12 protein-coding genes are annotated in these 11,922 nt (G+C 70.3%); all 12 read left to right on the forward strand.

The window, feature by feature from the left end:
- Positions 1–11 precede the first annotated feature (11 nt).
- A complete protein-coding gene (gene murF, locus BV453_RS05560; protein ID WP_249521068.1) occupies positions 12–1,424 on the forward strand; it encodes a UDP-N-acetylmuramoyl-tripeptide--D-alanyl-D-alanine ligase in 1,413 nt (470 codons plus the stop codon).
- Positions 1,421–2,527, forward strand: coding sequence for a phospho-N-acetylmuramoyl-pentapeptide-transferase (gene mraY / locus BV453_RS05565; protein ID WP_025105090.1), 1,107 nt, complete (start codon positions 1,421–1,423; stop codon positions 2,525–2,527). Before murF ends, mraY begins: the two co-directional genes overlap by 4 nt.
- Complete coding sequence (gene murD / locus BV453_RS05570; protein ID WP_249521069.1) at positions 2,517–4,052, forward strand: UDP-N-acetylmuramoyl-L-alanine--D-glutamate ligase; 1,536 nt, start codon at positions 2,517–2,519, stop codon at positions 4,050–4,052. Before mraY ends, murD begins: the two co-directional genes overlap by 11 nt.
- A complete protein-coding gene (ftsW, locus tag BV453_RS05575; RefSeq protein ID WP_249521070.1) occupies positions 4,021–5,226 on the forward strand; it encodes a putative lipid II flippase FtsW in 1,206 nt (401 codons plus the stop codon). Before murD ends, ftsW begins: the two co-directional genes overlap by 32 nt.
- Positions 5,223–6,299: a UDP-N-acetylglucosamine--N-acetylmuramyl-(pentapeptide) pyrophosphoryl-undecaprenol N-acetylglucosamine transferase gene (locus BV453_RS05580; RefSeq protein ID WP_249521071.1), complete on the forward strand. Its 1,077-nt coding sequence runs from the start codon at positions 5,223–5,225 to the stop codon at positions 6,297–6,299. The genes ftsW and BV453_RS05580 overlap by 4 nt, the downstream gene beginning before the upstream one ends.
- A 42-nt stretch (positions 6,300–6,341) precedes the next feature.
- Positions 6,342–7,742: a UDP-N-acetylmuramate--L-alanine ligase gene (murC, locus tag BV453_RS05585; RefSeq protein ID WP_249521072.1), complete on the forward strand. Its 1,401-nt coding sequence runs from the start codon at positions 6,342–6,344 to the stop codon at positions 7,740–7,742.
- 3 nt (positions 7,743–7,745) lie between these two features.
- Entirely contained in the window at positions 7,746–8,669 is a 924-nt protein-coding gene (locus tag BV453_RS05590; protein WP_249521073.1) for an FtsQ-type POTRA domain-containing protein, read from the forward strand.
- A 162-nt stretch (positions 8,670–8,831) separates the two neighbouring features.
- Positions 8,832–9,986 (forward strand): cell division protein FtsZ, encoded by a 1,155-nt coding sequence (ftsZ, locus tag BV453_RS05595; protein ID WP_085607884.1) that lies wholly within the window; start codon positions 8,832–8,834, stop codon positions 9,984–9,986.
- Positions 9,983–10,690, forward strand: a complete 708-nt coding sequence (locus BV453_RS05600; RefSeq protein ID WP_249521074.1) for a YggS family pyridoxal phosphate-dependent enzyme — start codon at positions 9,983–9,985, stop codon at positions 10,688–10,690. Before ftsZ ends, BV453_RS05600 begins: the two co-directional genes overlap by 4 nt.
- A gap of 43 nt (positions 10,691–10,733) precedes the next feature.
- Positions 10,734–11,207 carry a cell division protein SepF gene (locus BV453_RS05605; RefSeq protein WP_249521075.1) on the forward strand — a complete coding sequence of 158 codons (474 nt, stop codon included), beginning with the start codon at positions 10,734–10,736 and terminating at the stop codon, positions 11,205–11,207.
- 3 nt (positions 11,208–11,210) lie between these two features.
- Positions 11,211–11,510, forward strand: coding sequence for a YggT family protein (locus BV453_RS05610; RefSeq protein ID WP_025105081.1), 300 nt, complete (start codon positions 11,211–11,213; stop codon positions 11,508–11,510).
- Between the two features lie 181 nt (positions 11,511–11,691).
- Positions 11,692–11,922, forward strand: a 231-nt coding sequence (locus BV453_RS05615; protein WP_249521076.1) for a DivIVA domain-containing protein, incomplete at its 3' end; no start/stop codon positions are given.

Genomic DNA, 11,922 nt, shown 5'->3' on the forward strand with positions numbered 1-11,922 from the left:
ATGGAGATGACATGATCGCCCTGACGCTCGCTGAGATCGCCGCCGCCGTCGGTGGTGAGCTGCGCGTGGCCGGAGAGCACACGCCGGAGACGGTGGTCGACGGCATCGTCGACACCGATTCCCGCACCATGGAGGCGGGCTCGATCTTCGTCGCCAAGCCCGGAGCCGAGACGGACGGACACCGCTTCGTCGGCGCCGCCGTCGAAGCCGGCGCGGTGCTGGCGATCGTCGAGCGTCCGGTCGACGTCCCGGTTTCACAGATCGTCGTCCCGGATGCCGTCGCCGCGCTCGGCGACCTCGCCCGCGAGGTCGTGGCGCGCGTGCGCGCCGGCGGGAACCTGCGCATCGTCGGCATCACCGGCTCCAACGGCAAGACGACGACCAAGAACTTCCTCGCCCGCATCCTCGAGGACGAGGGTGAGACCGTCGCTCCGGTGAAGTCCTTCAACAACGAGGTCGGCGCCCCGGTGACGATGCTCCGCGTCACGCACGACACCCGCTTCCTCGTGAGCGAGTTCGGCGCCGCCGCGCCGGGCAGCATCGCGCGGCTCGCCGGCCTCGTCGAGCCCGACCTCGTCGTCGTGCTCATGGTCGGGATGGCGCACGCCGGGGGCTTCGGCGGCATCGAGGCCACCGCGAAGGCCAAGTCCGAGCTCGTCGCCGCGGCCCGCGTGCCCGGCACGGCCGTGCTCAACGCCGACGACGCCCGGGTGTGGGCGATGCGCGAGCTCGCGGAGAGCCGCAGCCTCCGGGTCGTCGGCTTCGGCCAGTCCGCCGCGGCCGCCGTGCACGCGCGCGACATCGAGGTCTCGGCCTCCGGCACGCAGTGCGTGATCGAGGCCGCGGGAGAGGAGCTGCCGCTGCGGCTGCGCGTCCTCGGCGCGCACCACGTCACGAACGCCCTCGCCGCGATCACCGCGGCCGTCGAGCTCGGTGTGGCCGCTGCCGACGCCGTCGCCCGCTTGGAGACCGTCGAGATCGCCGAGCGCTGGCGCATGCAGCCCCTGGGCAACGACCGCGTCCGCATCATCAACGACGCGTACAACGCCAGCCCCGACTCGATGGCAGCCGCCTTGCGGACCCTCGCCCAGATCACCGGCCCCGACGAGCGCACCGTCGCCGTCCTCGGCGCGATGAGCGAGCTCGGCGAGAGCGCGGGGGAGGAGCACGACCGCATCGGCCTCCTCGCGGTGCGCCTCAACATCCGGCGCATCGTCGTGGTCGGCCCGGAGGCCCGTCGGCTGTACCTCGCCGCCGTCGGCGAGGGATCGTGGGACAGCGAGGCCGTGCATCTGCCGGACCAGGACGCCGCGTTCGAGTACCTCCGCACCGAGCTGCGCGACGGCGACCGGGTCCTCGTGAAGTCGTCCAACTCCGTGGGCCTCCGGCATCTCGGCGATCGTCTGGGAGAATTGTTCTCGTGAGGTCCCTCATCATGGCGGCGGCCATCTCGCTCGCCTTCACTCTCTTCCTGACTCCCGTCTTCCTCCGGCTCTTCCGGAAGTGGGGCTGGGGGCAGGTCATCCGCACCCCGGAAGCCGCCGGCAACCCGAGCCACGAGGCCAAGCGTGGCACGCCCACGATGGGCGGGGTCATCTTCATCCTCGGCTCGATCGTCGGCTACTTCACCGGCGTCCTCGTCAGCGGCGAGACCCCGGCGCTGTCCGCGATCCTCGTCATCTGGCTCATGGTCGGCTTCGGCGTGGTCGGGTTCATCGACGACTACATGAAGGTGCGCAGCCAGCGCAGCCTCGGGCTCTCCGGGTGGCGCAAGGTGATCGGGCAGCTCATCGTCGTGATCCCGTTCGGGATCGTGGCGCTGAACTTCCCGAACAAGTGGGGGCAGACGCCGGCCAGTGCGTCCATCTCCCTCTTCCGCGACATCACGTGGCTGAACCTCTTCGCGTTCGGTGTCATCCTCGGCTGGATCCTCTACCTCGCCTGGATCTCGATCATCGGGGTCGCGACCTCCAACAGCGTCAACCTCACCGACGGCCTCGACGGCCTCGCCGCCGGTGCGGGCGTGATCGTCGTCGGTGCGTACAGCCTCATCGCGTTCTGGCAGTTCAAGCAGCCCTGCATCGGCGGAGACCCCGGTTCCCTCGGCGGCTGCTACGAGGTGCGCGACCCGTTCAACCTCGCCATCATCTCGGCGTCGTTCGCCGCCAGCCTCATCGGCTTCCTGTGGTGGAACGCCCCGAAGGCCAAGGTGTTCATGGGAGATGTGGGTTCGATGGCCATCGGCGGCGTCATCACCGCGATGGCGGTCATGACCCGCACCGAGCTGCTGCTCCTCATCATCGCCGGTGTCTTCGTGCTCGCCTCCGGATCCGTGATCCTGCAGCGCGCCTACTTCAAGATCACCCGCGGCAAGCGGCTCTTCCTCATGAGCCCGTTCCACCACCACCTCGAGATGCGGGGATGGTCGGAGGTCACCATCGTGGTGCGCATGTGGATCATCGCGGGTCTGCTCGCCGTCTCCGCCGTCGGGCTCTTCTACGTCGAATGGCTGACCCGTGTCGGCTGAGCGCCTGGCCGGGCTGACGAGCTGGCACGCCGACTGGCGTGGCCTGCGCGTCGCCGTCCTCGGCCTCTCCATGACCGGCTTCTCCGTCGCCGACACCCTCGCCGAGCTCGGTGCCGACGTCCTCGTGCTCAGCGCGTCGGCGGAAGAGGAGTACGCCCGTCTGCTCCCTGTCATCGGCGCCCGGCTGGAGCTCGGTCCGCTGGACGCGGTGCCCGAGGCGCTGACGGCGTTCGCGCCCGAGGTCGTCATCGCCTCCCCGGGTTTCGCTCCGTCGCACCCCGTCATCCGCTGGGTCCAGGACGAGGGCATCGCGCTCTGGGGCGACGTCGAGCTCGCCTGGCGGGTGCGTGACAAGGTCCTCCGCGCGGACGGCACGCCGGCCGACTGGGTGCTCATCACCGGGACCAACGGCAAGACGACGACGACCCAGCTCACGGCGACGCTGCTCGTCGCCGGCGGGCTGCGTGCCGCACCCTGCGGTAACATCGGCGTCCCCGTGCTCGACGCGGTCCGCGACCCCGCCGGCTTCGACGTGCTCGTCGTCGAACTCTCCAGCCACCAGCTCTGGTATCTCGGCCTGTCGCGCCCGGAGGGGGAGCTCTTCCCGCACGCCGCGGTCTGCCTCAACCTCGCCGACGATCATCTCGTCTGGCACGGCAGCGCCCAGGCGTACCGGGACGCGAAGGCACTGGTCTACCGGAACACCCGCGTCGCCTGCGTCTACAACAAGGCCGACGAGGCCACGCGGCGGATGGTCGAGGAGGCCGAGGTCGTCGAGGGCGCTCGTGCCATCGGCTTCGACCTGGGCATCCCCGGGCCGAGCGACCTCGGCGTCGTGGAGGGGCTGCTCGTCGATCGGGCCTTCCTCGACGACCGCGCGCGCAGCGCGCTGGAGCTGACGACGGTCGCCGACCTGGAGGCGGCAGGGCTGTCCGCCCCGCACATCGTGCAGAACATCCTCGCCGCCAGTGCCCTCGCCCGGTCCCTCGGAATCGAGCCCGAGGCCATCCACGGGGCGCTGCAGAGCTTCCGGCTGGACGCGCACCGCATCGAGGTCGTCGCGCGGCACGCCGGCATCACCTGGATCGACGACTCCAAGGCGACGAACCCGCACGCCGCCGCCTCCTCGCTGCGCGCGTACCCCGGAGCGGTGTGGGTCGTCGGCGGCGATCTCAAGGGCGTCGACATCGCCGATCTCGTCGCGGACGCCGGCTCGACCGCGCGCGCAGCGGTGGTCATCGGAGTGGACCGCACGGCCGTCGTCGCGGCATTCGAGCGACACGCGCCGACGGTGCCGGTCTTCGAGGTCGATGCTGGCGACACTGGACAGGTCATGAACCGCGTCGTGGAGATCGCGGCGGGGATCGTCGACGGGGAGGGCACCGTGCTCCTCGCTCCCGCCGCCGCATCCTTCGACCAGTTCTCCAGCTACGCGGATCGCGGCCACCGCTTCGCCGAAGCGGTGCAGGAATGGATCGATCGGGGGAGCACCGATGACGCAGGTGGCTCGCCCTCCGCGGTCTGAGTCGGGCGGGCTCGCGGCCCGGGTCTCGCTCGGGCGCCGGTTCACGCCGGTCTCGACCGAGTTCCTGCTGATCGCGTCGACCGCCCTGCTCCTCACGATCTTCGGCCTCGTCATGGTGCTGTCCGCGACGAGCGCCACCGCCGTGGCCAACGCGCAGAACCCGTTGGACGGCGCCCTCCGGCAGGGTGTGTTCGCCCTGCTCGGCATCCCGATGATGTTCCTCATCAGCCGCTTCCCCGTGGACTTCCTCAAGCGCATGGCATGGCCCGCGCTGTTCGGCGCGGTGGTCCTCCAGCTCCTGGTGTTCACCCCGCTCGGCATCGCCGACGGCGGAAACCGGAACTGGATCCAGGTGGCGGGCTTCCAGATGCAGCCGTCTGAGTTCCTCAAGCTGGCGCTCGCCCTGTGGATCGCCGCGGTGCTGCTGCGCAAGCAGACCATGCTCGGCACCTGGCACCACGTCTTCATCCCCGTCGTGCCGGTCGGCGCGCTGGCGATCGGCACCGTGCTCGCGGGCAAGGACCTCGGCACCGCGATGGTGATGGTCCTCATCCTCCTCGGCTGCCTCTTCTTCTCCGGCGTGAAGCTGCGGCTGTTCATCATCCCGATGATCCTGGGCGTGGTCGCGGTGCTGGCGTACGCGCTCTCCAGCGAGGACCGCATGCGCCGCATCACCGCCACCTGCGACGACATGGCGCTGTACTACACGGACTGCTACCAGTCGATCCACGGCATCTGGGGCATGGCCTCCGGCGGTGTCTTCGGCCTCGGTCTCGGCAATTCCCAGGAGAAGTACGGGTGGCTGCCCGCCGCCGGCAACGACTTCATCTTCGCGATCGTCGGCGAGGAGCTGGGGCTGATCGGCTGCATCGTGGTGCTCGCCCTCTTCACGTTCTTCACGGTGGGCGCGTTCCACGTGATCCGCAAGACCTCGGACCCCTTCATCCGCGTCGCGGCCGGGGGGATCACGGTCTGGATCGTCGGCCAGGCGGTCCTGAACATCGGCGTCGTCATCGGGGTCTTCCCCGTCATGGGCGTGCCGCTTCCCTTCATGTCCCAGGGTGGGACGGCGCTCTTCGCGGTGCTCATCGCCTGCGGTGTGCTGCTGGCCTTCGCTCGGACCATCCCGGTCGCCGAGAAGCAGTCAGCCGAGCGGGGTAGGGTCGCGAGGTGACTTCGTACCTCCTCGCCGGCGGTGGCACCGCCGGCCATGTCAATCCGCTGCTCGCCGTCGCCGACGCGCTCCGCGAGCGCGACCCCGACGCGACGATCCTCGTGCTCGGCACGGCCGAAGGCCTGGAGTCCCGCCTCGTCCCCGAGCGCGGCTACGAGCTGCTCATCGTCGACAAGGTGCCGTTCCCGCGGCGGCCGAACGCGCAGGCCGCCGCGTTCCCCGCGCGGTTCCGTCGGGCGATCGCGCAGGTGCGCGCGCACATCCGTCAGCACGGCATCGACGTCGTCGTCGGCTTCGGCGGCTACGCCTCCGCACCCGCCTACGTCGCCGCGCGTCGCGAGCGCGTGCCCTTCGTCGTCCACGAGGCCAACGCGAAGCCCGGGCTGGCGAACGTGCTCGGTGCCCGTGCGGCGGCGGGCGTGGGCGTCGCGTTCGCCGGGACGCCCCTCCGCGGGAGCGAGGTGGTCGGCATGCCGCTGCGGCGCGAGGTCATCACGCTCGACCGGGCGGCTCGGCGTGCCGAGGCCGCGGAGTACTTCGGGCTCGACCCCGATCGCCCCGTGCTGCTCGTCTTCGGCGGCTCGCTCGGAGCGCAGCGCTTGAACGACGCTCTGGCGGATTCCTGGCGCGACGTCCTCGCCGCCGGCTGGCAACTGCTGCACGTGACGGGGGAGCGCAGCGACCTTCCCGATCCGGGCGTCGCCGGCTATGCCCTCCGTCGGTACGTCGACCGCATGGATCTCGCGTTCGCGCTGGCCGACCTCATCGTGTCGCGCTCGGGGTCGGCGACGGTCAGCGAGATCAGCGCGCTCGGCATCCCCGCGCTGTACGTGCCGTACTCGGTGGGCAACGGGGAGCAGCGTCTGAACGCCGGGTCGGCCGTGGCCGCCGGTGCCGCGCAGCTCCTCGACGACGCGACCTTCGACGGCGACGCCGTCCGGCGGATCGTCGTGCCGCTGCTCGGCGATCCCGACCGCATCCGGAGGATGGCGGAGGCCGCGGAGACCGCGGGCACCCGCACCGGGACCGAGAACGTCGTGGCGATGATCGATCGTGCCCTCGGTGCGGCGTGACGCCGCCGACCGGACGCGAACGAAAAGTAGACTGAAGCGGACATGATCAGACCCGACCTCTCCCTCCCCATCCCCGACACGATCACCGCCGCGCACTTCATCGGCATCGGTGGATCCGGGATGAGCGGACTCGCCAAGATGTTCCTCGACGCGGGCATCCGCGTCTCCGGCAGCGACCGTGCCGACAGCGACAACCTGCGGGCGCTGGCCGCCGCGGGGGCGACGGTCCACGTCGGTCACGATGCCGCCCACCTCGGCGACGCCGACACGGTCGTGCACACCGGCGCCATCTGGCCGGAGAACCCCGAGTTCGTCACCGCCAAGGAGCGGGGCCTCCACGTCATCCACCGGTCCCAGGCGCTGCACTGGCTGATCGGCACGCGGCGCCTCGTCTCGGTGGCGGGCGCGCACGGCAAGACGACCTCGACGGGCATGATCGTCACCGCGTTGCGTGACCTCGGCGCCGATCCGCACTTCGTCAACGGTGGCGTGATCGAGCAGCTCGGCACGTCCAGCGCCACCGGGAGCGGCGACCTCTTCGTCATCGAGGCCGACGAATCGGACGGCACCTTCCTCCTCTACGACACGGCGGTGGCGCTCATCACGAACGTCGACCCCGATCACCTCGACCACTACGGCTCGGACGAGGCCTTCCACGACGCCTTCGTGCGCTTCGCGGACGCCGCGTCGGAGGCGGTCGTCATCTCCAGCGACGACCCCGGCGCGCTCCGGGTCCTGGCAGGACTGTCCCACCCGCGGGTCCTGACGTTCGGTCAGGCCGAGGGTGCCGACGTCCGAGTCAGCGAGATCGTTACGGCAGGTCCCGTCGCCGCGGTCGTCTCGCACGGCGGCGAGACCGAGCGCATGCAGCTCGCCGTCCCCGGCGTGCACAACGCGATCAACGCCACCGGGGCGGTCGCCGTGCTGCTCGCGCTCGGCCACCCGCTCCGCGACGCCGTGCGCGCCGTCGAAGGCTTCGCGGGGACCGTCCGTCGTCTCGAGCGTCATGGCGAGGAGCGCGGGGTCACGGTCTACGACGACTACTCCCACCACCCGACCGAGGTGCGTGCGGCGCTCGAAGCCATGCGCAGCATCGCCGGCTCCGGACGGTTGATCGCGATCCAGCAGCCGCACACCTACTCGCGGACGCAGCACATGTACCAGGAGTTCGCGGACGTCCTGGAGGAGCTCGCCGACCACACCGTGATGCTGGACGTCTACGGCGCCAGAGAAGATCCGGTGCCCGGCGTCACCGGCGAGCTGGTGAGCGGCGCGTTCCACGACCCCTCCCGTGTGCACTTCGTCGCCGACTGGCAGGAGGCGGCCGACTACACGGCATCCGTGGCGACCGACGGCGACTTCGTCGTGACCCTCGGCTGCGGCAACGTCTATCAGATCATCCCGCAGGTGCTGGACTCGCTGCGCCGGACCGACGGGGCGTAGCCCATGCGCCGGCCGCCCCCGCTCCCGAGCGCCCCGGATGCACCGGAGGAGACGGACGCCGCATCCGCGCGCAGCCGCCGCCGCCGCGGTGCCGCTCCGTCGCCGGCGGACGAGGCTGTCCAGGACGATCTCGGCGCCCCCGGGGTCGAGGGGGAGCAGGAAGCGGCCGTCCCGAGCTCCTCGATGGACGTCTGGCGGGCTGCGCGCGCGCGTCGCAAGGCCCTCCGCGCGGAGATCCGTCGGTTCACCCAGCGCTCGCGTCGGCGCCGCATCACCTGGCTGAGCGTCGTCGGCGCGATCGTGCTGCTGATCGGCGGAAGCGTCGCGGCGGCCTACAGTCCGCTCTTCGCGGTCGAGCGCATCACGGTCACCGGGACGACCACGATCGATCCGGCGGTGATCGAGGGCGCGTTGGCGGACCAGATGGGCACGCCGCTCGCGCTCGTCGACACCAGTGAGGTCAAGGCCGCGCTGCTGGCCTTCCCGCTCATCGAGACCTACGCGCTGGAGGCGAGACCCCCGCACGACCTCACGGTCCGTATCGTCGAGCGCACACCGATCGGCGTGATCGAGTCCGATGCCGGCTTCACCCTCGTCGACGCCGCGGGCGTCGCGCTCTCGACGACCGAGGAGCGCCCGGCAGGTCAGCCGCTGGTGGAGGTCGAGGGGGGCGTGGACTCCTCGGCGTTCCGCAGCGCCGGGCTCGTCGTGCGTGCCCTCCCCGCCGACATCCGCAGCGCCCTCACGGGGGTCCGTGCCTCGACGGCGGACGACGTGACCCTCACCCTCGACTCCGGCCTCACGGTCGTGTGGGGGAGCGAGGAAGACAGCGCGCTGAAGGCGCTCGCGCTCTCCGCGGCGCTCGTGAAGAACCCCACGGCCTCGTCGATCGACGTGACCTCGCCCGACGTCGCGGTCGTCGGCTGAGCGCTTTCCGCAGGAATGGCGCGACACGCCCACGGCGTTGCGGGCGCGCGGGCGGGCGGCGCTTACCTTCGATCTGAGAGAACGCAATACCGGGAAATACTTTACACCTCTAGTTGAGGTTTAAGGTTCCCCCTTCCAGGCTCTACTAATCGGAGGCCGGCCATGAGCCAGAACCAGAACTACCTCGCCGTGATCAAGGTCGTCGGCGTCGGCGGTGGCGGCGTCAACGCCGTCAACCGCATGATCGAGCTCGGTCTCCGCGGAGTCGAGTTCATCGCCGTCAACACCGACGCCCAGGCGCTGCTCATGAGCGACGCCGACGTCAAGCTGGACGTGGGCCGCGAGCTCACCCGCGGCCTCGGTGCCGGTGCCGACCCCGAGGTGGGTCGTCGTGCCGCAGAGGACCACGCGGAGGAGATCGAGCAGGCGCTGACCGGCGCCGACATGGTCTTCGTCACCGCCGGAGAGGGCGGTGGCACCGGAACGGGTGGCGCTCCCGTCGTCGCCCGCATCGCGAAGTCGATCGGTGCGCTCACCATCGGTGTCGTCACGAAGCCGTTCTCCTTCGAGGGGCGTCGCCGCCAGAGCCAGGCCGAGGCGGGCGTCGCGAAGCTGAAGGAAGAGGTCGACACCCTCATCGTCGTCCCGAACGACCGTCTGCTCGAGATCAGCGACCGCGGCATCTCGATGATCGAGGCGTTCGCCACCGCCGACCAGGTCCTCCTCGCCGGTGTGCAGGGCATCACCGACCTCATCACGACCCCCGGTCTCATCAACCTGGACTTCGCCGATGTGAAGTCGGTCATGCAGGGAGCCGGATCCGCCCTGATGGGCATCGGCTCGGCCCGCGGCGCCGACCGCGCGATCAAGGCGGCGGAGCTCGCCGTCGAGTCGCCGCTGCTCGAGGCCTCCATCGAAGGCGCCCACGGGGTGCTGCTCTCGATCCAGGGTGGCTCGAACCTCGGCATCTTCGAGATCCACGACGCGGCGGACCTCGTCAAGGAGGCCGCGCACCCCGAGGCCAACATCATCTTCGGTACGGTCATCGACGACACGCTCGGCGACGAGGTGCGGGTGACCGTGATCGCCGCGGGCTTCGACGGCGGGGAGCCCTCGCTGCGACTGGACCCGATGGTCGTCTCGCGTCCCTCGACCGCATCCCTTCCCGAGGTGGCGCTGTCGGAGACCAGCGAGCCTGCGGCCGAGAAGAGCACGCCCGAGCCCGCCCCGGCGTCCGCGGCACCGCGCACACCGGCGACGAGCATCGAGCCGGCCTTCGCCGACGACGACATCGACATCCCCGAATTCCTGAAGTGACGACACCGGTCGGCGCCTCGGCGCCATCGGATCTGGCCGCGCGGCTGTCGGCGATCGACGACAAGATCGCCGACGCCGCGCGTGCCGCCGGGCGGTCTCCCGCGGAGATCACCCGGATCGTCGTCACGAAGTTCCACCCCGCTTCGCTGGTGCGCGATCTGCACGCACTCGGGGTGCAGGCGGTGGGGGAGAACCGACAGCAGGAGCTCACCGCCAAGGCGGGCGAGCTCTCCGCGCTCGACCTCGAGTGGCACTTCATCGGACAGGGACAGACGAACAAGGCCGCGGCGATCAGGCGGAGCGCCGACGTCGTGCACTCCGTGGACCGTGACCGGTTCGCCGACGCCCTGCATCGTGCCGCAGAGACCGACGAGGTGCTCGACGTGCTCGTGCAGGTGAACCTCACCGAGGACGAGGGCAGGGGAGGGGTGGCGCCGGCGTCGGCGGTGGCGTTGGCCGAGCACGTGCTCAGCCTGCCCTCGCTGCGGCTCCGGGGCGTGATGGCCGTCGCACCCCTCGACGAGGACCCCGCGAGCGCCTTCGCCCGTCTGCACCACATCGCCGCCGACGTGCGGACCGTCGCTCCCGACGCGACGTGGATCTCCGCCGGGATGACCGGCGACTTCGCCGAGGCCATCGCCGCCGGCGCGACACACCTGCGGATCGGTTCCGCAATCACGGGACCGCGCCCCGCCCGGGGTTAACCTGTGACAAGACCAGCCCGAAACGTTCGAACCGGAGGACACGATGGGTAACCCGCTGAAGAAGACCATGGTGTATCTCGGCCTCGCCGACGAGGAAGAGGTCTACGAAGAGGAGACGCCGGCACCCACGCGCGCCCAGCGCGAGCGCGAACGTGAGCGCGAAGAGCCGGCTCCGGCCCCCGTCACGCCGCTCCGCCGTCCCGTCGCCGTCCGCCAGCCCGCAGCAGGAGCCGTGAACGAGATCCTCACCGTCCACCCGAAGCAGTACCGCGACGCCCAGCTGATCGCGGAGAGCTTCCGCGAGGGCGTCCCGGTCATCATCAACCTCTCCCAGATGAGCGACGCCGACGCGCGCCGCCTCATCGACTTCGCGAGCGGTCTCTCCCTCGGCCTCTACGGCCGGATCGAGCGGGTGACCTCCAAGGTCTTCCTGCTCTCGCCGGAGAACATCGCGGTGTCCGGTCACGGGGGTATCGCGCACGCAGACGCCGAGTCTGCGGGCTTCGACCACTCGTAGACCGTGCAGCTGGTCTCGGTCCTCGCCAGCATCGTCCATCTGGTGCTGCTGGTCTACATCCTCGTGCTCTTCGCGAGGCTCATCCTGGATTACATCCCGATGTTCAATCGGGAATGGCGTCCGAAGGGCTTCGGCCTCGTGGCCGCGGAGGCGGTGTACACCGTCACCGATCCGCCCATCCGGTTCTTCCGGCGGATCATCCCTCCGCTGCGCATCGGTCAGCTCTCGCTGGACTTCGGCTTCGCGCTGACCCTTCTGGTCGTCCTGATCCTGATGAACATCGTCCGGTTGTTCATCCGCTGACCACCCCGCGTGTCGCGCCCGGGGACGGCTGCGAGTTCTCCGAGCCTGGGTGTCGTGGCATCGCGACCCCAAGGCTCGGGGGCTATGCTGGCACCCAGGTGCGCGCCCCGGGTTCGCGCCACATCACGAACACGCCATACATCGGTACTGGCAATCGAACTCATCGAAAGAGGAGCCACCCATGGCACTTACCCCGGATGACGTCGTCACCAAGCAGTTCCAGCACGTCCGCTTCAAGGACGGCTTCGACCCGGACGAGGTCGACGACTTCCTCGACGAGATCGTCATCGAGTGGCGCAAGGCCCTCGAGGAGAACGCCGAGCTGAAGGCGAAGCTCGCCGCGTACGAGTCGGGTTCCACCCCTGCTCCCGCTGCCGCCGCCGAGCCTGCTGCCGCTGCATCCACCCCGGCC

This window comes from Microbacterium sp. ER1, assembly GCF_023383675.1.
GTDB lineage: Bacteria > Actinomycetota > Actinomycetes > Actinomycetales > Microbacteriaceae > Microbacterium.

Bases quoted from the DNA above. Each gene is read 5' to 3' on its own strand.
- BV453_RS05605 (WP_249521075.1), top strand. From the start codon at position 10,734: ATGGGTAACCCGCTGAAGAAGACCATGGTGTATCTCGGCCTCGCCGAC.
- ftsZ (WP_085607884.1), top strand. From the start codon at position 8,832: ATGAGCCAGAACCAGAACTACCTCGCCGTGATCAAGGTCGTCGGCGTC.
- BV453_RS05590 (WP_249521073.1), top strand. From the start codon at position 7,746: ATGCGCCGGCCGCCCCCGCTCCCGAGCGCCCCGGATGCACCGGAGGAG.
- ftsW (WP_249521070.1), top strand. From the start codon at position 4,021: ATGACGCAGGTGGCTCGCCCTCCGCGGTCTGAGTCGGGCGGGCTCGCG.
- murC (WP_249521072.1), top strand. From the start codon at position 6,342: ATGATCAGACCCGACCTCTCCCTCCCCATCCCCGACACGATCACCGCC.
- murF (WP_249521068.1), top strand. From the start codon at position 12: ATGATCGCCCTGACGCTCGCTGAGATCGCCGCCGCCGTCGGTGGTGAG.